The sequence below is a fragment of the Patescibacteria group bacterium genome, from assembly GCA_038065315.1.
Classification (GTDB): Bacteria; Patescibacteriota; Minisyncoccia; order Phycocordibacterales; family JBBTRF01; genus JBBTRF01.
Window position 1 is genome coordinate 404,985 of record JBBTRF010000001.1, and the last position, 22,136, is coordinate 427,120.

The 22,136-nt window shown below is 51.4% G+C and carries 26 protein-coding genes and 2 tRNA genes; 6 read left to right on the forward strand and 22 right to left on the reverse strand.

Features of this window, described 5'->3' with window-relative positions:
* Positions 1-4: 4 nt before the first annotated feature.
* From AAB391_02160 to pilM, 17 genes are all read right to left on the reverse strand, one after another.
* Positions 5-565, reverse strand: a complete 561-nt coding sequence (locus tag AAB391_02160) for a hypothetical protein (protein ID MEK7645099.1) — start codon at positions 563-565, stop codon at positions 5-7.
* A complete protein-coding gene (locus AAB391_02165) occupies positions 552-1,148 on the reverse strand; it encodes a hypothetical protein (protein MEK7645100.1) in 597 nt (198 codons plus the stop codon). The genes AAB391_02160 and AAB391_02165 overlap by 14 nt, the downstream gene beginning before the upstream one ends.
* A gap of 2 nt (positions 1,149-1,150) precedes the next feature.
* Positions 1,151-1,717 (reverse strand): type II secretion system protein, encoded by a 567-nt coding sequence (locus AAB391_02170; protein MEK7645101.1) that lies wholly within the window; start codon positions 1,715-1,717, stop codon positions 1,151-1,153.
* 12 nt (positions 1,718-1,729) lie between these two features.
* The gene (locus tag AAB391_02175) at positions 1,730-2,437 is read right to left on the reverse strand and encodes a prepilin-type N-terminal cleavage/methylation domain-containing protein (GenBank protein ID MEK7645102.1); all 708 of its coding nucleotides are present in this window, start codon (positions 2,435-2,437) and stop codon (positions 1,730-1,732) included.
* A 14-nt stretch (positions 2,438-2,451) separates the two neighbouring features.
* Complete coding sequence (locus AAB391_02180; protein MEK7645103.1) at positions 2,452-3,345, reverse strand: prepilin peptidase; 894 nt, start codon at positions 3,343-3,345, stop codon at positions 2,452-2,454.
* Position 3,346: 1 nt separating this feature from the next.
* Positions 3,347-3,880, reverse strand: coding sequence for a type II secretion system protein (locus tag AAB391_02185; protein ID MEK7645104.1), 534 nt, complete (start codon positions 3,878-3,880; stop codon positions 3,347-3,349).
* A gap of 2 nt (positions 3,881-3,882) precedes the next feature.
* Positions 3,883-4,350, reverse strand: coding sequence for a type II secretion system protein (locus AAB391_02190; protein ID MEK7645105.1), 468 nt, complete (start codon positions 4,348-4,350; stop codon positions 3,883-3,885).
* Between the two features lie 3 nt (positions 4,351-4,353).
* Positions 4,354-4,824 (reverse strand): prepilin-type N-terminal cleavage/methylation domain-containing protein, encoded by a 471-nt coding sequence (locus AAB391_02195; protein ID MEK7645106.1) that lies wholly within the window; start codon positions 4,822-4,824, stop codon positions 4,354-4,356.
* 107 nt (positions 4,825-4,931) lie between these two features.
* Positions 4,932-5,360 carry a type II secretion system protein gene (locus AAB391_02200; GenBank protein ID MEK7645107.1) on the reverse strand — a complete coding sequence of 143 codons (429 nt, stop codon included), beginning with the start codon at positions 5,358-5,360 and terminating at the stop codon, positions 4,932-4,934.
* 202 nt (positions 5,361-5,562) lie between these two features.
* On the reverse strand, positions 5,563-6,699 hold the full coding sequence (locus tag AAB391_02205) for an ATP-binding protein (protein MEK7645108.1): 1,137 nt from the start codon (positions 6,697-6,699) through the stop codon (positions 5,563-5,565).
* Between the two features lie 103 nt (positions 6,700-6,802).
* Positions 6,803-8,005 carry a type II secretion system F family protein gene (locus tag AAB391_02210; GenBank protein ID MEK7645109.1) on the reverse strand — a complete coding sequence of 401 codons (1,203 nt, stop codon included), beginning with the start codon at positions 8,003-8,005 and terminating at the stop codon, positions 6,803-6,805.
* Between the two features lie 12 nt (positions 8,006-8,017).
* Positions 8,018-9,085 carry a PilT/PilU family type 4a pilus ATPase gene (locus AAB391_02215; GenBank protein ID MEK7645110.1) on the reverse strand — a complete coding sequence of 356 codons (1,068 nt, stop codon included), beginning with the start codon at positions 9,083-9,085 and terminating at the stop codon, positions 8,018-8,020.
* Between the two features lies 1 nt (position 9,086).
* The gene (locus AAB391_02220; protein MEK7645111.1) at positions 9,087-9,482 is read right to left on the reverse strand and encodes a response regulator; all 396 of its coding nucleotides are present in this window, start codon (positions 9,480-9,482) and stop codon (positions 9,087-9,089) included.
* A 33-nt stretch (positions 9,483-9,515) separates the two neighbouring features.
* Positions 9,516-11,243: a GspE/PulE family protein gene (locus tag AAB391_02225; protein MEK7645112.1), complete on the reverse strand. Its 1,728-nt coding sequence runs from the start codon at positions 11,241-11,243 to the stop codon at positions 9,516-9,518.
* A gap of 3 nt (positions 11,244-11,246) precedes the next feature.
* Complete coding sequence (pilO, locus tag AAB391_02230) at positions 11,247-12,038, reverse strand: type 4a pilus biogenesis protein PilO (protein ID MEK7645113.1); 792 nt, start codon at positions 12,036-12,038, stop codon at positions 11,247-11,249.
* Between the two features lies 1 nt (position 12,039).
* Positions 12,040-12,645, reverse strand: a complete 606-nt coding sequence (locus tag AAB391_02235) for a hypothetical protein (protein MEK7645114.1) — start codon at positions 12,643-12,645, stop codon at positions 12,040-12,042.
* 66 nt (positions 12,646-12,711) lie between these two features.
* On the reverse strand, positions 12,712-13,800 hold the full coding sequence (pilM, locus tag AAB391_02240) for a type IV pilus assembly protein PilM (GenBank protein MEK7645115.1): 1,089 nt from the start codon (positions 13,798-13,800) through the stop codon (positions 12,712-12,714).
* Between the two features lie 21 nt (positions 13,801-13,821).
* On the opposite strand from pilM, the gene AAB391_02245 reads away from it, so the two are divergent.
* The 4 genes from AAB391_02245 (at position 13,822) to AAB391_02260 (ending at position 15,456) form a co-directional block, all read left to right on the forward strand.
* Positions 13,822-14,505: a phosphoribosyltransferase family protein gene (locus AAB391_02245; protein ID MEK7645116.1), complete on the forward strand. Its 684-nt coding sequence runs from the start codon at positions 13,822-13,824 to the stop codon at positions 14,503-14,505.
* Positions 14,506-14,576: 71 nt separating this feature from the next.
* A tRNA-Ser gene (locus AAB391_02250) sits at positions 14,577-14,664 on the forward strand.
* A gap of 181 nt (positions 14,665-14,845) precedes the next feature.
* A tRNA-Ser gene (locus tag AAB391_02255) sits at positions 14,846-14,932 on the forward strand.
* A 65-nt stretch (positions 14,933-14,997) separates the two neighbouring features.
* Entirely contained in the window at positions 14,998-15,456 is a 459-nt protein-coding gene (locus AAB391_02260; protein ID MEK7645117.1) for a hypothetical protein, read from the forward strand.
* 119 nt (positions 15,457-15,575) lie between these two features.
* Here the strand turns inward: AAB391_02260 and AAB391_02265 are convergent, their stop codons facing one another.
* The 3 genes from AAB391_02265 to AAB391_02275 form a co-directional block, all read right to left on the reverse strand.
* Entirely contained in the window at positions 15,576-16,412 is an 837-nt protein-coding gene (locus AAB391_02265) for a Bro-N domain-containing protein (GenBank protein ID MEK7645118.1), read from the reverse strand.
* 70 nt (positions 16,413-16,482) lie between these two features.
* Positions 16,483-17,061, reverse strand: coding sequence for a VTT domain-containing protein (locus AAB391_02270; protein ID MEK7645119.1), 579 nt, complete (start codon positions 17,059-17,061; stop codon positions 16,483-16,485).
* Between the two features lies 1 nt (position 17,062).
* Positions 17,063-17,551, reverse strand: a complete 489-nt coding sequence (locus tag AAB391_02275) for a CPBP family glutamic-type intramembrane protease (GenBank protein ID MEK7645120.1) — start codon at positions 17,549-17,551, stop codon at positions 17,063-17,065.
* An 80-nt stretch (positions 17,552-17,631) separates the two neighbouring features.
* On the opposite strand from AAB391_02275, the gene AAB391_02280 reads away from it, so the two are divergent.
* Complete coding sequence (locus AAB391_02280; GenBank protein ID MEK7645121.1) at positions 17,632-18,099, forward strand: cupredoxin domain-containing protein; 468 nt, start codon at positions 17,632-17,634, stop codon at positions 18,097-18,099.
* A 122-nt stretch (positions 18,100-18,221) separates the two neighbouring features.
* On the opposite strand, the gene ung is transcribed toward AAB391_02280, so the two are convergent.
* Positions 18,222-18,914, reverse strand: coding sequence for a uracil-DNA glycosylase (gene ung, locus AAB391_02285; protein ID MEK7645122.1), 693 nt, complete (start codon positions 18,912-18,914; stop codon positions 18,222-18,224).
* An 86-nt stretch (positions 18,915-19,000) separates the two neighbouring features.
* Complete coding sequence (locus AAB391_02290) at positions 19,001-19,594, reverse strand: hypothetical protein (protein MEK7645123.1); 594 nt, start codon at positions 19,592-19,594, stop codon at positions 19,001-19,003.
* A gap of 123 nt (positions 19,595-19,717) precedes the next feature.
* On the opposite strand from AAB391_02290, the gene AAB391_02295 reads away from it, so the two are divergent.
* Positions 19,718-22,000, forward strand: coding sequence for an ATP-dependent DNA helicase RecG (locus AAB391_02295; GenBank protein MEK7645124.1), 2,283 nt, complete (start codon positions 19,718-19,720; stop codon positions 21,998-22,000).
* The last annotated feature ends 136 nt before the right edge of the window (positions 22,001-22,136 follow it).

Sequence of the window (22,136 nt, forward strand, 5' to 3'; positions counted from 1 at the left end):
TAGCCTAGTAGGTCGCGCGCAATCCTCGCTCGACACGCTTAGTAGAGGCGGTGGAATTGGTACAAATATTGTAGCCGCGAGAGTCGGTATTGGTGAAAATATCCCCGCTCCTGGTAGACTTGCTCACTGTCACGATCGCACAAGGACCGTCAGTGTCCGCAACATTCGTCCCTGAGGCGCCGCTGCGAGCAGTGAGATACACGGTGAGTGTCGTGATTGCCGTGTCGCTCGAAGCATAGTACAGAGGCGTCGCGACCGGCATCGTCGGAACGCCGCACGCGTACAAGAATTGCGGGCTGAGCGCGACCTGCGGATTCATCGTACTCGTCGCAAAGGCGATGCTGCCGCCGCGGAATTTCAAATCATAATACAAGGCGCACTCCATGCCCGCGTCGGCAGCAAACAACGCGATTTGCGACTCCGCCGCAGACTGCGCCAAGGCAAAGTCGCGCAGTGCAATATCAAAAATACCGAGACTGATCGAGATGAGCAAGCTAATGATCAATAGCGAATACAGGATCGTGAAACCGCCGCGTGTATTTTGTTTTCGGTTATTGCCAATCATATACTTCATCATATAATGAAATTTTCTTTTCCCCACCGAGGATGCCCTCATACCAGATCACATCAACACGAATCAGCAATTCTCGGCTATCAGGCGATACATTTAACGGCGAAATGGTGATCTCTCGGCGAAATTGGCTTTCGATGATGCCGTCACTGATCGGAGCGTGTCCGAAATAGCCACTAAAAGGCAGGAGGGGGGAAGAAAGAAAAGTGAGCGGATCGCAGTTCACAGAACACGGGAGTATTGTCACAGCTCGCGTCACGGTATTCGAGATTGCCTCGCTCGGACTATATTGCGTATCAACATCGCACTTCCCGACAATACACAGAGCGTAGACGTTACCAAGCGTGTTCCAGGTCCCGCCCTGGAGTGAATTCGTATCGCGCACATTTCGCAAAAATTCCATGGCATCCTGGGCGAGATAGTACGCCGTGGTACGGTTCTTTGTGTACGTCGAAGTCTTCACACTTTTCTGCGCGATCGTAAGTGGGCCGACGATCGACAGCATGAGCAACGACACCGCGACGAGCGTCTCAAGTAGAGTGAATCCATTTTTGATCTGTGTCGATATCGGTTTCATACTCATCGATTTAATGTTCGCTGGCTGATAGTGGTGGAAATATTCACATTGCTACGATATTTTGTCTTGTCGCTTACATGCGCCTTCAGCAGCAAGTGCAGATATGGCTGTGCAGAGGGCTGGCCGAGCGCGGTCTGCGGATCAAGATAAAAATACAACTTGTCGACGATCAGCGCCGGATCGGTAAGCGTTTCGATTGGGCCGCTACCGACCTGCATCTTTATCTGCTTATTTTCAACAAAGTACGAGGTACTGTTGGCAGCCGTCTTGCCTTGAGGTACAAACGTGATCCTCGAATTATTATCAGCAAGTGGCGTCACGGCCCACGCCTTCCCCGTACGCAAGGAGCGCGACATGTCGTCGATCACGAAATTGAGATTATCGACGGCCGTGTTGGTGGCTTGGGATTTTCGATTAGCATCGATGATCGACAGCATTGAGCTCGCCGCTACCGTCATTACGGAGATGAAAAGTGATAGCGATACGATCATCTCGATGAGTGTGAAGCCGCGCGCGCTTCGCCGCGCGGCATTCATCTGGCTTGTTCGTTTTTTAAAAAAAAGTTTCATTCGATGTATTTGCTATGGGCACACATTCGCAGCAACGACCGCGGCACCATACCCATCACCAGTATCTATCTTCGGATTTTCAACCACTCCGACCTGGCCAGCACTCGTCACCTTCACGGCCTTGCAGATACCTTGCACGTTCTTCACCACCACCACCGCAGAGGTCGCGAACAAAATACTTGAAGTTGGATCGGTCTGCGAAGAGTCACGAATCGCCGCACTCAGCTGTGGACGGAGAAAGCTCACGTCGAGCCACGTGAGCGGGCCAGTGCCGGAATTGCTGCACACCGGCGAGAGTCCCGAGCGGATCGTGCAGAACATCACCACTTCGGTGCCGGAGCCGATCTGATACGTGCGGACCAACGCGTCGGCGGCGCTTGCGGGCGTGCTCGTAAATTGCCGATCGCCCACCGCCGCCGACCCACCCGACGCCGGCGGATAGCTATCACCAAAGAGCAAGTACGAGGTCGGCGTCGCCGTATCAAAATGCACACCATACGGGGTGACGTAGATATACGCGCCCGATTGCGACGGATCCACACCACGCACATTCACGCCATACGCCTGTGCCTCGCGAAAAGTGAGGGCGAGCTGGTATGCCGTGTTGCCGATCACGACGTTGCCTTTGAATTGAGAATTCTTCACCAACAAGGTGGTGGTGAGAAGCATGAAAATGCCCAAAGACACGAGCATTTCAAAGAGGGTGAACCCGCGATTCATCCCTGTATTGTATGTCAAAAAAGGTTCTGAATGAAGAGGACAATGTCGGTCGGCATTACGCCCGTCGCATATACGAGCACCGTGCCGATGATGAGAAATGGTGCAAACGGGATCTCGCTTTTCATATGCAATCGAGCGCCGAGAGCTGGCCCCAAGAGTTGGCCAAAGCGCTGACCAAAACGTTGGACCGCAAGCATGACCACGGCTACCAACGCCCCCAGCCAAAAGGCCAAAACGACGGCCGAAACGCCACCAGAAAGGCCGAGAAACCAGCCCATGCCCAAAGCCAGCTTTCCATCGCCAAGGCCAATCCAGCGGCCCCCAGACACCTTCCAGAGCAAATAGAATGGCAGGAACAGGAGCGGGCCAGCGGCGAGTAGCCAAGGAATGGCTTGAAATAACGTGTTGGTGTATTCGAGGCTGGAGGGAGCTGAGAAAAGACGACCCAGGCTGTACACCAGAGCGAATGCGGCGAAGGCGTACGCCAGAGCATCGGGAATGATCTTGTGTCGCAGGTCATACACGCCGATCACCACGAGAAGCGAGAGAATGATGAGCGCGAGTAAAAGTCCAAAAGAATGCGCACCGACTGCTTCATGTAGAAATGCCACGACAAATAATAGGCCGGTGAGTAATTCGACGAGCGGGTACTGCCATGAAAGCCGGCACTTGCAGCCGCGGCATCGTCCGCCTTGAGCGAGAAAGCTCGCCACAGGGACCAACTCGTACCACGCGAGCGTTTTATCGCAAGAAAAACAATGCGACCGGCCGCCGCCAAAAAGCGCCTGACGGAGGCGGCCGGTGTTGTACCGCAGCACCACTACATTCAGAAAGCTCCCCACCAACATGCCGAGGACAAAGACAGCAACGATAAACGGAGTCGGAATCAAAAGCGCAGTCGCCAACATGTTATTGATTTACGACGTCGAAGCAGCGATCGTTTGCATTGTCAGCGACGGCCGAGGCGGTAGTACACGCTGAGGAGAGGCCAGCAAAGTTGGTGCCGCCGCTAGGACAAACACCGGTGGTAGAAACACCATCGGCATCACCGGTCAAGGTCGGATTATTCTGCTCCAGGATCGCACCAAGATGATAGCCTGTGCAACTAGTAGCACCAAGTGCAGCATAGGCGTAGCTCGCCCCAGCACTTGGATCTGTTGGTAAAGTCGAAATATAGGTCGGCGCAACACAGCCAGTGCCAGTGCAGAGCGTGGTCGGGTACCTCCCCAAATTCTGGTCCGCATAGAGTTCGAGTGCCAATTGGATCTGCTTGATATCAGAGACACGTCGTGCATCTCTTCCCTTTGCACGGGCCGTATTCAAGCTGGCAAGTACTACCGAAGACAGAATGCCGATGATTGCAATGACCACCAACAATTCGATGAGGGTGAAGGCTTTCTGTCCTACGCTTTTCTGCTGATTTTTATGTTGAATAGAATTCATGATTAGTTGCAACCAGCCACCACGCCACCGCCGGAATTGCTTCGAGCGCTGAATGGGCCTGCAGACAAAGTGCCGGCACCATTCTCCAAGTAGCTGCAGACCTGAAAGTTCTGAGCGGTTGCACCTGCAGTGCCATCTTCCTTTGAGATCGAATACTGACAGCTTGCAGCGCTTGCGCCGGCACATGGAGTGGTTGCGCCCGACACATCATGATACAGAGAGAAGTTTGGCGTGGTACAGGTTGATGCATCAGCATATGCACCTGTGCAGCCGGCAAGAACCGGAGCGGGGTCAATATCAATGACCTGAATTCCCTTCACCATCTGAGCAACCTCAGCGATACGTCGAGCATCTCGGGCCTTTGCTCGAGCACTGTTCAAGCTCGCCAATACGACTGAAGACAAGATACCGATGATTGCAATGACAACGAGGAGCTCGACGAGGGTGAAGCCTTTTCTTTGATGATTCATGGATTATTCAGTGACAGTACATGTTGTGGCCGCAATATCCAGCAAGGTGGTCGTTTTAGCAGATCGGCCAATTCCGTCGACACACCACATCATCGGAGTCGAATCGGAAGATTCAGCCAGCGGAACTTCGACAGCCCATTCTTTTACACTATCGTGACAAGTCGCCTTATCCCAACTACCATTTGTTCCATTATTCTGGATCGCGGAAATTTTATTGACTCGTGCGGTATTAGACAACTGAACACTTATTTTATCGTCCGTACAAATGCCTAAGTATGAATTGTCATTTGCGTAGAAAAAGATCTCTGCTTGTTTCTGCAACTCGGAAAGACCTCGCTTTACCCCAGTATCATTACCTTTCGTCCTACTCGAACGAATACTCACCGTCACAACACTGACAAGTAGGCCTATTATTGCGATCACGACCATCAATTCCATCAAGGTAAAACCGTTCTTATTTATTATATGTTTCATCTAAAAAAATACTAATGTGATATGAAGACATTATACACCCTTGGTTTAATAAAACCATAGCAAAAAATCCCCTCGTGGGGATTTTTTGTAAATCGGCAAAAACCGAATTAGTTACACTTTCCGTTTGTAAGATTGGCGGTAGTACTCGTTGCGCTACCTGTGTAGTCAACACACCAGTTGCCACTACTCTTGAGAGCCGCAGACACCACATATCCGTACTGTCCACTTACACAGCTCAAGGCAACGCCAGTAGACTTGATAGATGCAATCATCTGACCGACAGTAGGATCAGCAAAGAGACCAGTTGCACAAGCAGTGGTGTCTGTAGTAGATCCAGACGACATACCATAGTGGTTGTTTGTATCGTAGTAGAGAGCGGCCTGGGTTCGAAGATTATTCAAGTTTGACTTGATATTTGCGTCCGCACCCTTGCTTCGAGCACTGTTCAAGCTCGCCAATACGACTGAAGACAAGATACCGATGATTGCGATGACCACCAACAATTCGATGAGTGTAAAACCTCGTGAATTCTTCATATTATAAATCGATTAATTTCTAATGTGTAATAATGTAATTGAATGAATATTTTCGGTTTTCCCCTCGACCGCCTTCGTTGCTGAAGGTCGTATACAAACCTTGCCCTTTATTATACTCCTGTTGATTGGCCATGGAAATGGGGCTGTGGATAACAAAAGACCCGCGCCGTACGGCGCGGGTCTTTTGTTATCCACAGCCAGCTTATATGAAGTTGGGATAGTTCTCCCTATTCACCACCTGCACTTCTTTGCCATAAGTCGCTACAAATTGTGATGGTGTCTTTCCACCTCCCTTGCTCCATTTGCACTCAAAAGCCTCTATGCGGCCATCCACCACTTCAATCAGGTCGATCTCCGTACCGCCTCGGCTCCTCCAGAAGAACCTTTGTACGATCTCTCCCTTGTACTCACTCGCTTTCATCCGCTCCACCACCACGAAATTCTCCCACAATTGGCCGATATCAGGCCGCTCTGCTGCCGGCTGAAATTGCTCAATGAGGGCATTTCGTATTCCTAGATCGTAGAAGTAGTATTTCTTGCTCTGCGTGATCTCTTTCCGTGGATTGCGAGAAAAAGCATCCAAATGAAAGATCACAAAGCTCTTTTCCAACAGATCCAGATAGCGGGCCACCGTCTTTACGCTCACATTGAGTGAGTTGGCGATCTCATTCAACGACACCTCCTTGCCGATCTGAAACGCAATGAGCGTTGCAACTTTCCGAAATACATCTGGGTAGTCCAACCTTTCGAGCATGAGCACATCCTTGAAAAGATAGTCCTCAACAATCTGGGTGAGGTATCTTTTTTTCTCGTCGTGAGTCGCGAGGGCATACACATATGGATATCCACCGTACAAAAGCTGATTATCGAGCAGTCCGGAGATCTTGTACTCAGACAAGTCCTGCGCAAGTTCTCGCGTACTCAATGGGTACAGGGAAAAAGCATTGTTTCGTCCCGTAAGATGTTCCTTCGCCCCGCTGGAAAGCTGGAGAGATGAAGAGCCTGTCACAAAGATCCTCTTTTGGGGAAACAGATCAGTGACAATCTTCAGAGCCAACGTGACCCCCGGGATACGTTGCGCCTCATCGACGAAAATCACATCGTGATTCTTCACAAGCTGAGTAAGCGCCACTTCCGAGTTGGTCGAAAGGGCCTTCACGGACTCCTCGGTATCACCATTGAAATGGAGGATCTTTGCCTCTCCGTCTTCTTTCCGAAATGTCTCACGGATCTGTTGGAGCAGGATCGTTTTCCCCACTCGACGAGCGCCGTAGATCAAAGTAACGAAGCCCTCCCTTTGGCTTTTTACGATATTTTCTAGAAGCGTTCTTTTGTACATAGTCTCTAAATACTAGTGTATTTGTGGAGTATTGTCAACAAAAATAGCCTTATTTGTGGATAATTATCAAAAAATGGCTAAAAACAGCTGTTTCTAGGCATCTCTAAGCCCCTGCCGAGATGTTGTAGATCGGAATTAGCACCGAAGCGAGCAACACTGCCACGCCCACACCCAGCGTAACAATCATCGCTGGCTCGATCAGGCCCACCAAGGTATCTACGGCATTCGTCACCTCGCGAGTGTAAAACTTCGAGAGATTCTGCAAAATATTGCCCAATTCACCGGTCTCCTCGCCCACCTTCACCATTTGCACCATGATCGTCGGGATCTCCGGGTAGCGGCCAAAGGCTTCAGCCAAAGAGCTGCCGGTCTTCACCTCTTCGAGGATCTTCCCAAGCACTTGCTGGTACACCGCACTACCCACCACCGAGCCGGTGACTTCCAGCGACTTTACAATCGGAATCGCGGACAGAAGCATCGTATTGAGGTTGTCGGAAATGCGCGAAAGATACAGCTTTTTGTACAACGTGCCGATATACGGCACCGAGAGCTGGAAGCGATTGAGCGTCATGCCACCGTCAGCCGTTCGAGCGAAACGATAGAAGAAAAAGCCGCCGACCACGAGGATGATGAAAGCGTACAGGCCATAATTCACCGCAATATCGCTGATGCCCAGCACAATTTTGGTGTAGATCGGTACCTCCTGCCCAGAATCCTTCAAAATCGAGCTGATATTCGGGATCACCATCGTGAGCATCAGGGTCATCACCACCACGAAGGTGGCGATCACGAATGCTGGATAGATGAGCGCGTTCTTCGCCTTTGAGGTCACTTCGAACGAACGGTCGAGGTAGTCCGCGAGATAGAGCAGAATCTGGTCGAGCTTGCCAGACTCTTCACCGGAACGCACCATGTTGACATAAAAATCTGAAAAGACCTCGGGATGCTTCGAGAGCGCCTTGGAGATCTGTGTACCTCCTTGAAGATCATCTGCGACACTGTTGAGCACGGCTCGTAGCTGAGGCTTTTCCGTCTCGGAACCCAACAGACGAAATACGCGGAGCGCCGAGATCTGCGCGGAAAACAACGTCGACATCTGGCGCGACAGGATCACCACGTCTTTGTTGGTGACACGGCCAAAGAATGTCAGCTTTTCGAGAGCCGACTCCTTCTGCTCTCCCTTGATCGTGACAATAGTGAGTCCGCGGCGCTGCAGCGAGCTGATCGCCACATCCACACTCACGGCATCAATAGTGCCTTGTGCTTTGGTGCCTGCCGCGTCGATTGTGGTGTAGTTGAATATCATAGCTGCAACGTATTACAAAAGGCGCTCCAAGATCTTCGTGTTGGTCGAATGCAAATACGCGTTCTCCACCGTGATTTCGCCTGCCCGCACCAGCTCAGCGAGAGAACGATCCATGCTGATCATCCCCTGTTCGGAGCTGGTCTCGAGTACAGTGTTGATCTCATGCACACGCTTCTCGCGGATGAGATTGCCGACGGCGGTATTGTTGATGAGCAGTTCGTATGCCGGCACCAAGCCGCCAGACACTCGAGGAATGAGGCGCTGCGAAAAGATACCGGTGAGGCTAGCGGCGAGCTGCGAGCGGATCTGATCCTGCTGGCTCGCCGGGAAGCTATCGATGATGCGGTTGATCGTCTGTGCAGCGTTGTTGGTATGCAAAGTCGACAACACCAAGTGTCCAGTCTCCGCGGCGGTCACGGCCGTAGAGATCGTATCAGCATCGCGCATTTCCCCTACGAGCGCAACATTGATGTCCTCGCGAAACATCGCTGCCAGCGCGCCGGCAAATGTCTTGGTATCCACCCCAACCTCCCGCTGATTAATAATCGAGCGCTTCGCTTCATAGATATACTCGATCGGATCCTCGATCGTCAGAATGTGCGCCGCGCGCTGGCGATTGATGTATTCGATCATGCCTGCCAACGTCGTCGATTTGCCCTGCCCGACCGGACCTACCACCAGAAAGAAGCCTTGCGGCTTTTCGGTAAAGGTATTCAAAATCGGCGGCAAACCAAGCTCTTCAATAGAGCGGATCTGATTTGGGATCAAGCGCAACGCGAATCCCATCTTCCCCTGCTGAAAAAAGCCGTTCACGCGGAAGCGCGCCTTACCTTGAAAGTCGTAGGCAAAATCCACTTCGTGATTGGCCAGGAAAAGCTGCTTGCGTTCCGGGGTCATGAACACCGAGGCAAAACCGCTGATCATCTCGGGGGTGAGTGACTCCGCTTTCACCATCGGGAGCAGTTGGCCGGCGATACGAATCACCGGATTGCGACCCTCCGACAAATGTAGGTCAGATGCGCTTTCGGCGAGGACCGTGGCGAGCAGCGATTCGAGTTGTGCTTGATATTGGTTTTGCATCTTATTGCAACGACTCCTTTAAGATCTGCTGGATCTCGGACACCACTTCCGACGGGATGGTGGTGGCTTTCACGATGTAGCCACTGATACCCAGCGCCTTCGCCCGCTCGATATCCGACGGCTGGTTTTGGTTCGACAAAATAACCACCTTAGCCTTCGGTACGAGATTCTCCTTGCGGATGCGCGCGAGGATCTCCACACCATCCATTGACGGCATGATCATATCGAGCATCACCACGTCGGGCACCAGACCATCTTTTAATTTATTGAGTGTTTCTTGCCCATCGAAAGCTGAACAGACATCAAAGCCAGCAGCCTTGAATTTGATCGAATACATGTTCACGAGGAACTTGTCGTCGTCTACGATGAGGATTTTCTTTTTGTTGGTGTTTTCCATATTGGTGTTATTTACAAACGGCCGTCATCGCTGCTACAAACTCGTGACTTCCTCAAAAGGGATCTTCCGCTCGAATGCCTTAATAATAGCATCCTCTTTCATCGTGAGCATCCCCTTGGCGCGGGCCACTTTCATCAGGGCCAATTCGGTCGGGCTGTTGAGGATGACTTTTTCGATGTCTTTGTCGATCGTGAGCACCTCCATCACCGCCGCGCGACCCAATGTGCCTTTAGGGCAATCGTCGGTGACCATGGCTTCGTACACCATCTTGCCTTTCGGAATCTCCTTTTGAAATTCGGCTGGCAGATCTTTGAATTCGCCATCGATGAGGTCTTTAATATGGCCCTCCACCGGCACTTCCTTGCCACCGCCCTCGCAAAGGGTACGGACCAAGCGTTGCGCGATCGCGCAGATCAAGGTCGGGCCGATGAGGAATGGGTCGACACCCATGTCGATGAGGCGCGGGATCACGCCAGCTGCATTGTTGGTGTGAATGGTGGACAATACCAAGTGCCCTGTAAGTGCCGCCTGCACAGCCAATTGGGCCGTCTCTTTGTCGCGAATTTCTCCCACCATGATAATGTCTGGGTCTTGTCGCAACGTGGTGCGCAGACCAGTCGCAAAGGTGTAGCCAATTTCTGGACGGACCTGCGACTGGCTCATGCCAGGGATGTTGTACTCCACCGGATCTTCAAGTGAGAGTACATTGCGTGTCTCCTTGTCGAGCGAGTTGAGCATCGAATACAGAGTGGTCGACTTTCCGGAACCGGTCGGACCGGAAATGAGAATCAAACCATACGGGCGCTCAATCGCTTCACGGATCGTCTTGAGGTTGCGTTCACTGAGACCCATCTGGTCGAGCGGACGCACCCCTTTGGCCGAGTCGAGGATTCGCATCACCACCTTTTCGCCGTAATATGCGGGAAAAGTGGAAACACGGTAGTCAATCTTCTTGCCGTCGATCATCTGGCTGAAGCGACCGTCCTGCGGCTTGCGTTTTTCGTCGATCTTCATGTTGCAGAGGATCTTGATGCGAGCTACGAGTGCGGAATGCACCTTGCCAGGCAAAGTGAGACTGGTCACGAGCGAACCGTCCACACGGAAACGCACGCGCACCGCATCCTCCATCGCCTCGATATGAATATCGGAGGCATTCCCCTCGGTGGCGTAATGCAGAATCGTGGTGACGATTTTTGTCACCGGTGCATCTTCTTTTATATGTGTATCACCATCGAAGGCGCCGCCGCCGAGCGCACCTTCTTCGCTGTTCAAACTCAAGCTACTTGCCGAACCATTGTCCTCGGTTCCCAATTCAGTGAGCGCCTTCCCCACCTCGCCACCAATCCCTTTGTACGATTGCAAAATTGCATCAAAATCCTCCTGAGAGATGAGGAAAATCTTGTATGGGAGATTGGCTTTGGTGGAAATAAAGTTGAGAGCGTCTCGAGCCTCGATGTTGTCGGGGTTGAGCATACCCACTTCAAGCACACCGTCGGTGAGGCCGACTGGAACAAACTGATAATAGGTGGCGGATTCCTCGGGAATGTATTTGAGCACCTCAAACGGCACTTTGTTTTTGCCGAGCGTCTTGGTCGGCACATTGAAATACTCCGCCTTGCTTTTCAAGATTTCTTCTGGATCAATGCCGCGACGGCGCAGGACATCATTGATGTTCCCCACTTTTTTTACCTCACTACGAACAGCCTGAGCATCGTCAGGATGTACGATTTTTCTTTGTACCAAGAGGTCGATAATGTCCATAGGCTATTGACCGATCGGCGCAAATGGATTTGGTCGACCTTTTGGCTCCACGACCACCTCAACACCGAAATCCTGAAGTGTTTTGAACAGAGGACTGTCGAAGAAGGCCCGCTCGAGCTTGAGCGAAGAAAGTCGACTGAGCATCTCCACGACTTTCGCCTTCGGATCCTCTTTACCCACCTTCGCCGAAGTACGGCCCGTAGATTGATTCGCTGGTGTCAGCGCGGTATCCGAGACAAAGGCATACGTCCGCGCAGCTACAGAAAAATCATACTGACCGACAGCATTCGGTGTCACGGAAATGGAAACTACGTCAATGATGCGGAGACTCTTCTCGAGGTCGACAAGAAAACGACTAAAGCTCTCATAGCTGGTAGTAAGGATGAAGGAGATCGGTAGAGCGCTGAAATTCTGAACCTTCTGAGCGGTAGCGAAGGGCGAGGCAGCGAGCAGTGGTGAATTAGCCTTTTTGTCTTCTGGCTTGGCGTCAATTCTCTTGATCAAGATACCGTATTTTGAGGCGATACTGGTAATATCTGTGGTCAATCGGACTGTGTCTACCGTGTCGGGCAGCATGCGGGTCAAGCGATCCTTCTCCAAGCTGGAAATATTACTCGCACTCGAAATAAGCTTCTCTCGCACTTCTCGCACTTTCTTTGCCTGATCGGCTGCGGTCTGGTACTGCGCCTTGCTTTCGGAAAGCACCTGATATTTTGCGTATTGTGGGTTAATCAGGCCAAACACCGCTCCGGCAGAGGCGATCAACAATATGAGAGCCGTGATGTTTGGTGACATGTTATTGTGCAAGAAAAAGGTTTTTGTAAGAAGTGAGGGCAGGATCGACAGAAGCCTTCATTGAGAAAAGAATATTTCCCTTTTCGTCCAGGCGAATATCGGAAAACAGTGCATTATCTAGACTCTCGGAAGACTTCATGACATCCGATTGGTATGACACCGCGTTGTAGCTGCGACCCTCGCCGGAAAGCGAAAGGTCGAGACTAGTCTTTTCTACACCGTCATCTTTGAGCGAGAAGTCAAAACGAGTGAACCGGATATTTTTTACGGTGAGCTCTTGCAAAAGGCGGAACAAGCTTGAAACCGCATAGTGGCGCTGCAACACCTCGCTCGCGGCCTGAGTGCGTTTGTCGAGGGCGCTCCAAGCATTGACATCGGTGTCGGAAAAATCCTTCTTTTCCGAAGCGATCAGGCTGGCGGTAATAGTATCGATCTGCTTCTGCTGATTGGCGTTGTAGAAAAAGAGGAAACCGCCGATGGCGAGAGTGACAATGAGCACCAGTACAGAAATGAGGAAAAAGAGGTTGACCGTATTCGAGGAATGCACCCCGCGGTCGGTCGCAATCGGCGTTTTGGGAATGAAGGAGGACTGCATCTTCGGATCCATTGCCCTATTATAGTACGAAATACGGCCCAGCGCTTGCCGCACACTGTGTATATCCGAAACGAACGATTAGTCGAACTCCTGCAGCTTTCGCAAAGCGAGGCCAACAGCCACAGCGAATTCGGGCCCAGCGTCTTTCAACACCTTCTCAAGGAAAGCGGGTGATTGGATCTTGGTGAATGGGTCTGCGGAGACCACGGAGGTCTGGAGTTCCTTCTGCGCGAGCTCGGCAAAGCCTTTCAACATCGCACCGCCGCCAGTGAGCACCACTTTGGCGACATTTTTATGGAATTTCTTCTGGTAGTTGAGGAGCACGCGATTGGCCTCAGAGAAGATCATGTTAATACTCGAGGTCATCACGCCAGCCAATTCGCTATTTTCAGCTCCTGCAAGCAGGCCCTTCTCGCGCTTCATCACCTCCGCCTCCTCGATGGTGATGCCTAGGGATTGTGAAAGTGCTATGGTGAAATCCTGAGAACCGCGAGTGACGATGTGTGACACACGGAGAATGCCTCGGTCAACAATATATAGCTTGGTCGATCCCGCACCGAGGTCTACGATCATGGCCGGATCGGGTTCATGCTCAAGCACCGCACGGATGGTGCTGAAGATCTCGATTTCAAAAAACGAGGTATCGAGAGCCGAGAGTTTTATGACATCGCGTGCTTGCTGCAAAGCGTCATTATGAATCACCACCAAAAGTACGTCGAGTTTCCCGTCTTTTTCCTGCGTCTCGTCCTTCGGGATCACCCACCAATCGAGCGAGACTTCACTGATCGAGATGGGGATATACTTTCGCGCCTCGATCGGAATCATCTGAGCGAGCTGCTTTTGATCCACCTCCGGGACCTGGATGACGTTTACCAAGCTCGAAGACATGGGAATGGAGAGGCCAGCATTCTTCGTAGTGACGCTCGCCTCACGCAATAGGTCTAGCAGCGCTTCGGCGAGCTTCTGCGGCGGCAAGCGGGTCGCACGACCAACTTCAATCCCTGCATACGGTCCGAGTGCAAGTGCGCCGTATGTTTCGAGCACCGCTTTGCCATTCTGCTTTTTCAGCTGCACCACTTTGATCGACGACGGTCCAATATCCACGCCAATGACGCTCGATTCCCCTTTTTTGAAGAGACCGGCAAGTTTTTTAAACGGATTGTCCATGGAAAGCGATATAATTGTACCATGAAACGTTTTGCGAAATGGCTCGTGCGGGTGCAGATAAAATCATACCGGCTTTTAGACACTTTCCTCGACCTCTTGTTCCCAAAGAATTTGATGGTGCAGGAGCTCGAGAAGATGTCCGCTGTAGAATTTGCCAACGGCAGCGGTGGGCACGGGGTAGACCGCCTTTTTCACGGTCACTACCCACCCGAATGTGCGGAGTGGTGTCGTGCGATCCTCACCTATCGCGACCGGTATGTCCGAACAGCAGTGTGGGAACTGAAATATCGGAAGAGTGCCAAAATAGCGAGCATTTTTGGTGAGCTACTAGTCCAAGAATTGGCAAAGTATGCTGGGGATTCTCTTGTTATACCAATTCCTCTCTCAGAAAAGCGGCGACGCGAGCGCGGATACAACCAGATCGAATTGATTCTTGAGCAGCTACCTGCCGGCAATCGCTGGAACATCGAGTTGGATCTTTTGCACCGTAAACACCACACTGTTCCACAGACGAAACTCTCGAGAGCGGAGCGTTTGAAGAATTTGGATGATTGCTTCGAAGTCACGGATCCGCAAAGGGTGGTTGGCAAAAATGTTGTTATTGTCGACGACGTTATGACTACCGGTAGCACCCTTCGACGGGCTCGTGAGGTACTTTTGAAAGCTGGTGCCAAAGAGGTACTGGGCCTTGCTCTAGCACACTAAATCCCTCCGCCAGACAAACTGAAAGACTGGCGCAAATGCCGAAAAATATGCTATCATCGCCGAGTATCCACGGAGGGGTGTCAGAGCGGTCGAATGTACCTCTTTGCTAAAGAGGCAGGGTCTAAACAACCCTCGGGGGTTCGAATCCCCCCCCTTCCGCACCGAAAAATCGCTTGCGATTTTGAGTAAGGAAGGGAGAAAAGTCCCTTCGGACTTTTCGTGGGGGATTCGAAAAGCTTGAGCCTGTCGCGCGGAGCGAAGCGAGCACGACGCGAAAGCTGTACAGGTCCCGTAGGGACCGAATCGTTTCGATGAAGGTGAGGGACCGAATCATAGAAACGGAAAGATGGATGAGTGGTTTAAATCAACGGTTTACTAAACCGTCGTCCCGTTACACGGACCGTGGGTTCGAATCCCACTCTTTCCGCAGTAAGAAAAATGTATCGGGAGACCCGAGTGCCCAAAAAGGTCATTTTAAGCTAAAATTAAAGCATGTTTAATCTATTCAAAAAACAACAAGTTGAACTAGTCGAACATCAATATAAAAATTTGGTTATTCCACTTCCCGCAAATTGGAAATATGAACTCGAAAAAGGAGATCTGGAAGCTTGCTTTGATTTAAAATCCCAAAGCACATTGCGACTTCATGTGATGAAAGCTGTTCCTCCAAAAGATAAGACTTCGGAAGAAAATATAAAATCTCTAACTGGTAACCAGTCTTGCACGACTACGCTCAAAGGGTATCTCTTAACCAAGCCTACTTATAGCGATACCACTGAGAGTGGTATAAATATTACTCTCGTCACTTGGAAATTAATCAACCCGACTGGCGATGAAAAAATAATTGCCGCCGTGACTTATACGGTTTTATCAGAGGAAAAAGATTCAGAGCAAGAAAAAGGGATGATTGCCATGATTGAAAGTTCGCTTAACAATTCTGAGCTGGGATAGTGCATATTTAAAATATCTACCCGACCCACAAGCATCGGCTTAACCTCTGAGATTATCCTAAACGGCCATTATGGTGTCTCGATGTCTTGGTACTAGACCCGAGTGGCCCGCTCTAAAAACTAGCAACCAAGTCGTCCCGGATCTTTCCCACTACCCTTCCCCCAAAAATTCTGCTTCGAGACAACACTCTTTCCGATCTCTTTTTCTGTTTGCTTCCGCGCATTCCCCGCAACCCTACCGCCGCGCCTAGCCACATGCCGATTTTTATCAAACGTTTCCGGCTTCTCAATCTCAGAGATCTCAGTTGTCACCCGCTCGCCAAGCATCGTGAAGATGAGCTCCATGTCCGTCATGTGATCGCGCAAATTTTCCTTCCCCAGCCGTTTGAAATCCCTATATTCGGCCGGCGTCATACCAAATGTCGCCGTAGATATTTCCGCAGTCAGAATAGCGAAATCCCTTTCACTAGAAACACCTCGATCTTTCCATTCATCGGTCAGATTCTGACGAATCGCTATTCCCCGGATGCGTTTATCGATCCACCCTTTTGGATATCCTTTCTTTTCATACAAAATTTTCATTCTATCTTGTGCCAATTCAGGATTTTCAATCTCCTGAATTCGCTCGTACCCAACACGCGCCAACCAGCGCTTAAACGGCTCAGCCTTGGGCGAGGGAATGGATTGAACCAAGCGAAACACGCCTTCTGTGTTCGCACAATCAGTCTCATATTTTTTACCATCAGAAGACTCCAGTTTCAGTTGTTTACAAAATGTAAACAACTGAATTTTCTCATCTTTCTCGAGCCGCTCCTTCATAACGGCCCAATAGACACGCGGGTTACTCGAATCAGTCAAAGCCTCCACCACATCGACAACAGAAAACCACCACTCATCGCCATGAATGACCCTTCGTACCTTTTTCCCTTCGAATAGTGATATTTTTGTCGACTCCACTCCTAAATTATATCAAAATTCTCTGCCGTCCACTCACTATGCCACATTCGGCAACTTTCCGCCCCACTCACTACGCAAACAACTTCATCACATACGACGGCAAAAATATCAGCACAGCCGAGTAGGCACCTTGGCCGATCAAAGTTCCCAATATAAATCGATCCCTGTCCGTCTTCAATATTCCGCACACATAGGAGATAAGGTCAGCAGGAACAATCGCCAATATATTCCACAAGATGACGATAAACAATTCGTTTTTGTCTACCGCCTGCTTGATCCTCTGGATACCTTTTTTGTGCCGCTGTTCGAAAAACGTGTACAGATGAAACGAGTCCGAAAAATGATAGATGCACAGCGCAGAAAATAAGATACCCAACAGAGTGAGAATAAAAAGAGGGAGCGGTGGAAAAAAGAGCATGCCAGCGATGGTGAGGTAGGTGGCCGGGATCAATGTGAAGCCACGCAGGCAACAGAGGGTAAAGTAGCTCAGATAGCTCACAGCTCCAGCGGCAAGCACCGTCGCCAAATGGTGCTGAAAGAAGTCCGGCTGGAAAAAATAGGTGTAGAGAATGGTAATCAACGCAGCCGACCAGACCGAGAAGAGCAGATTTCTTAGCACGTGTACATAAACATGCTTTTTTTGATTCATATTATGCATAGATCATTAAAAGCGCATAGGTCGCAACCAGATGACTGATGACCAGCGGCCAGAGACTCTTCGACTCTTTTAACAGGAACCACTGTGCAAGTGCGAAAACAAACAATATCGGGAACATGAGAAATGGAAAACCACCCGGCCGCCAATGCATCGCAGTGAAGACGAGCGCGGCCAAGCACATGTTGGTTTTCTCGCTCAGACAAAGGCGGAAGAATAGTTCTTCAGAAAAAGCGATGATGATCGGGTACAGAGCGAGTGTCAACATGGATGGGCGGGCGATACTTCCTTGGATAAACCGCCCGAAAGCTTCGTGGCCCAAATAGGTATCCTTCAGCAAATAAATCACCGCAAAATACAGTACGGAAAAAAGCATTGTGAGCAAGAATGCTTTTTTGGTGAAATGAAAATAGTGAAAGACATTCTTCCCTATCAGATAGAGACTGATTGCCGAAAGGAGAATTTCTACAATAATGACGAACATGGTCTGAGGAGTATAGTATATCCCTCGCGCGACAAATCGGCCAGGAGTATACTTAAACCCATACTCACTAGATAAACAATATGGACAAAAACCAATCGATCGCACTTGTCGCAGTCATCGTCGTGGTCGGCCTCTTCTTTTATTTCAATGACGCGCAGGCACCGACCCAGCAGAACACTCAGCAACAGTCTCAATCTGCCTACACTCCACCGACTGAATCCGCTCCTGCGACACCGACTTCGAAACCGGCTGCGAAGGCCGCAGTCCCAGTCGCGAAGAACACGGTCTCATATGCAGGCGGAGCTTTTAGTCCGATGACCCTCAATATTAAAGCTGGCGAGTCGGTAAAGTTTGTCAACAATAGTACCCTCTCGATGTGGGTGATGTCGGGTCCGGACACTTACCACAGCGAATATCCGTCTTTCAATCAGGAGCGCACTGTCGGCAAGGGCGGCGTATACAACTTCACTTTTGTGACCCCAGGTACCTACCAGTATTTCAACAAGAACAATCCTTCAGCAAAGGGGTTGATTGTCGTCACTAAATAAACAAAAGGAAAACCGCTTCCGTCTCAGACACGCCGTAAATTTCTTCTGAAATTTCGGCTCCGCTCGCCGTCGACACGGCTGCGCGAGGTCTTCGCCGGCAAGCGGTTTTCCTTTTGTCCACTCTAGCGCCAATCAATCTCCTTCAAGCCTCTTGACTTCAAGTACACATTAGCTTTGCTGAAGTGCTTGCAACCGAAGAAGCCATCGTACGCGGAAAATGGCGACGGATGTGCCGCTTCGAGTACTAAATGTTTCGAACGGTCGATTACCGCACCCTTTTTCTTGGCATAGTTGCCCCACAACATAAACACCAGACCTTCGCGTTCGCGCGATAGCGCCGCCACCGCAGCATCAGTGAATTCTTCCCAACCTTTTCCCTGATGCGAACCAGGAGTGTTGGCACGGACAGTGAGTGTCGCGTTGAGCAATAGCACGCCCTGCTTCGCCCAACGAGAAATATCACCGCAGGCACCCAGCTCCGGCGCGGTGGCAGCACCAAGATCGGCCAGGATCTCCTTGTATACATTTTTCAACGATGGCGGCACCACCACCCCTTTGTGCACAGCAAAACACAAGCCATTCGCCTGCCCCGCACCATGGTACGGATCCTGTCCGAGGATCACGACCTTCACTTGGCCGAACGGACACAGGTCGAAAGCGCGGAACACATCTTTCGGTGGCGGAAAAATTGCGCCCTTTTTTTGCAAATATTCCTCTCGCACAAAATGCGAAAGCGTCTCGAAGTACGGCTTAGCGAATTCGCCTGCCAACACCCTCTTCCACGAAGGTTCTATCCGCACAACCGATGCTTCCATATGGATAGTATAGCGTGTCACCAAAGAAAAAGCCGCCCGGCCTGTGAAGGCGCGGGCGGCGTGCGAAATCTGCTGAAAACCGGCAATTAGTTGGCAGCGGACTGACGTCGCTGCAGTTCGTTGAGTTGTTTACGGCGATCCGGCCGCAACGACAGCGGGAGCATTGCCGGAAAACGGGTGGTCAACTCCGCAACAATGAATTCGACTTCCTTTTCGGCGCTGAGATGGGTGCCATCGGCTCCGATCAGCGCATGATGTGCGGTGTCGAGTGCGTCGTTGACCATCTTGAGATTCAGCATGCCACCAGCGACCATTGACGGCAGGTCGATGAACCGGACACTACTGCTAGCGAAGTGGATCTGGAAGAGCGCTTTCGCAAGTGCGAATTTCCCGAGATCCACCACGACGCAGGTGGGGCTTTGCGTGTGGCGAGACAGCCACTCCAAAAGCATCTTGCTCACCTCCTCAGCCGAGCCGCTGTCGTTGGTCGTGTAGTGATAGAACAGAGCGGAGTCGGGGCGTGATTTCGGACACAGCACTTCGGCCGCGACCACCGCGACGGCGGTATTGTCAATCGCAAGCAGTTCTTGGCTGGCCGGCTGGATCGTGAGCGCGATGAGCAGCGGCTTCTGGTGCGTGTAGGAACGGCGCCGCTTGTGAGCGGATAGGTTTTTTGACATATGGAGTTTTGACTTTTGTGCAAGATGCCCTGAAATAGATCAGAGCGAAACGGCCCATATCCTAGCATATTTTGGGTAAAAAGTCAATCAGCGGCCGGCAGCGGAGTCGGATACAATACAGGGATGTTTTTGCAGACCCCTATCAACGAATTCCAGCGCCTACTAGAGCCGCAAAGGCGCGCGCTCGCGAAGCTTGGCCTCCGCACCGCCGAAGACCTCCTCTACCACTTCCCCGCACGGTACGGCGACGTGTCCGAGATGCGCCCGATCGCCAATCTTGCCAAAGGTGAGACTGCGGTGATCTTCGGCCGCATCACCGGACTCAAAACGAGCAAAGGATTTCACAGTCACATCGCCATGGCCGAAGGGATGATCGAGGACGACACCGGCCGCATCAAAGCCGTATGGTTTAACCAGCCATATCTCGCAAAGATGACTGCCGAAGGTGCTTTTGTGCGCGTCGAGGGAAAGGTGAGCGAGCGGCGCGAAAGTCTCTATCTCAGCAATCCCAAAATTGAGGTGGTCGCGAAAGTCCCTATCGCGGTCGGCGATTCCCTTTTTGGATCCGACGGTGAGGCGCACACTTTGTATCCGGTATATCCCGAATCGCGCGGTATCACATCCAATTGGATGTATCATGCGATCCAACGCATTTTCAAATCCGGCATTTTGGAAACGCTCATCGACCCGCTGCCGACAGTCATCCTCGAAAAATATAATCTGCCCTCGCTCCGCACCGCGCTCATCTGGATCCACGCGCCACAGAAAGAGAGCGACGCGCTTGCTGCGCGCAAACGTTTCGCGTTTGAAGAGATCTTTTTCATCCAACTCCAAAAGCAGCGTGACCGCAAGCAGTATCAGAAGCTCAACGGTTTTGTCATCGAAAAAACCGAGGCTGAACTCGCCGACTTCATCGGCCGCTTCCCTTTCAAAGCCACCGAGGCGCAGCACGGCGCGATCCAGACCATCCTCACCGATTTCAAAAGCGGCAAACCCATGTCGCGGCTGTTGGAGGGCGATGTGGGTTCCGGCAAAACCGCCGTGGCAGCCGCGACCGCCTACGCCATCGTCACCTCCCGCCCCAGCATGCTGAAAGGCGGCAAACGCATCCTGCAAACGTTCGGCAATCTCCAGGTCGCCTACATGTGCCCCACTGAAATCCTCGCCACACAACACTTCGAGTCGTTCATCAACTATTTCACCCACCTCGGCCTGCAAGTCGGCCTCATCACTGGCTCGGGTTGTCGAAAATTTCCATCGAAGGTCGCTTCGAACTCGCGCCTCGCCGAGGCCAAGGGCCGACAAAACTGGACTGACATTTCCCGCACCCAACTCCTGAAATGGGTCGAGAGCGGTGAGATCCCAATCCTCATCGGCACACACGCACTCATTCAAAAGGCGGTGAAGTTCAAACATTTGGCGTACGTCATCATCGACGAACAGCATCGCTTCGGCACCTCTCAGCGACAAAAATTGGCGCTGAAAAATGACGCTGCGGTGACGGCGCCGGCCAAAGTCAGCAAGATTGGCGCGCTGACAGCACCGGCCGCGGCCATCGCTCCACATCTTCTCTCGATGACCGCGACGCCAATCCCTCGAACGCTCGCCCTCACTTTGTATGGCGACCTCGACCTCACCCTGCTCGACCAAATGCCAATGGGCCGCAAGCCGATCATCACTGAAATCGTATTGCCGAATGGCCGCGCGGCCGTGTACGAAAAAATCCGCACCGATCTGCAAGCTGGCCGGCAAGCATATGTGATCTGCCCACGTATCAACGAACCCGATCCCGACAAAGAAGCTGCGGTGAATGCCAAATCCGTGACAGAGGAAGCCAGGCGATTGAAAGAAAAAGTGTTCCGCGAATACACGCTCGGCATTTTGCACAGCAAGATGACACCGAAAGCGAAAGACGAAGTGATGCTCGATTTCAAAGCGCAGAGGATCGACATTCTCTGCGCCACTTCGGTGGTGGAAGTCGGTGTGAATGTGCCAAATGCGACGTCAATCATCATTGAAGGCGGCGAGCGCTTTGGCCTAGCACAACTCCACCAGCTACGCGGCCGCGTCATCCGCAGCAATCATCAGGCGTACTGTTATGTATTCGCTGAAAGCAAATCGGAGAAAACCGTGGATCGCCTCAATGCACTGAAAACCGCCAAGAACGGTTTTGAATTGGCCGAATACGATCTGAAGTTTCGCGGTTCGGGCCAACTGTACGGACATCGCCAATGGGGCATCACCGATGTCGCCATGGAAGCATTGCAAAATCTCAAGATGGTCGAAGCCGCGCGCGCCGAGGCCGCGCGGCTCATCGACACCGACGACTCCCTCGCCAACTTCCCCCTCCTCCGCTCGCAGCTTGCCAAACGCGCTACGGCGGGAGAGAAGATTCACTTTGAGTAGCCACAAAGTTGACAAACGAAACAGTTTCGCCATATACTATCCAACGTGATACTTACATTCACATCAAAGCATCTCTGGAAGCGATATACCCAGGCTCATTCGAGAGCTGCTTTGTGTGTTGGATCAAGTATGAACT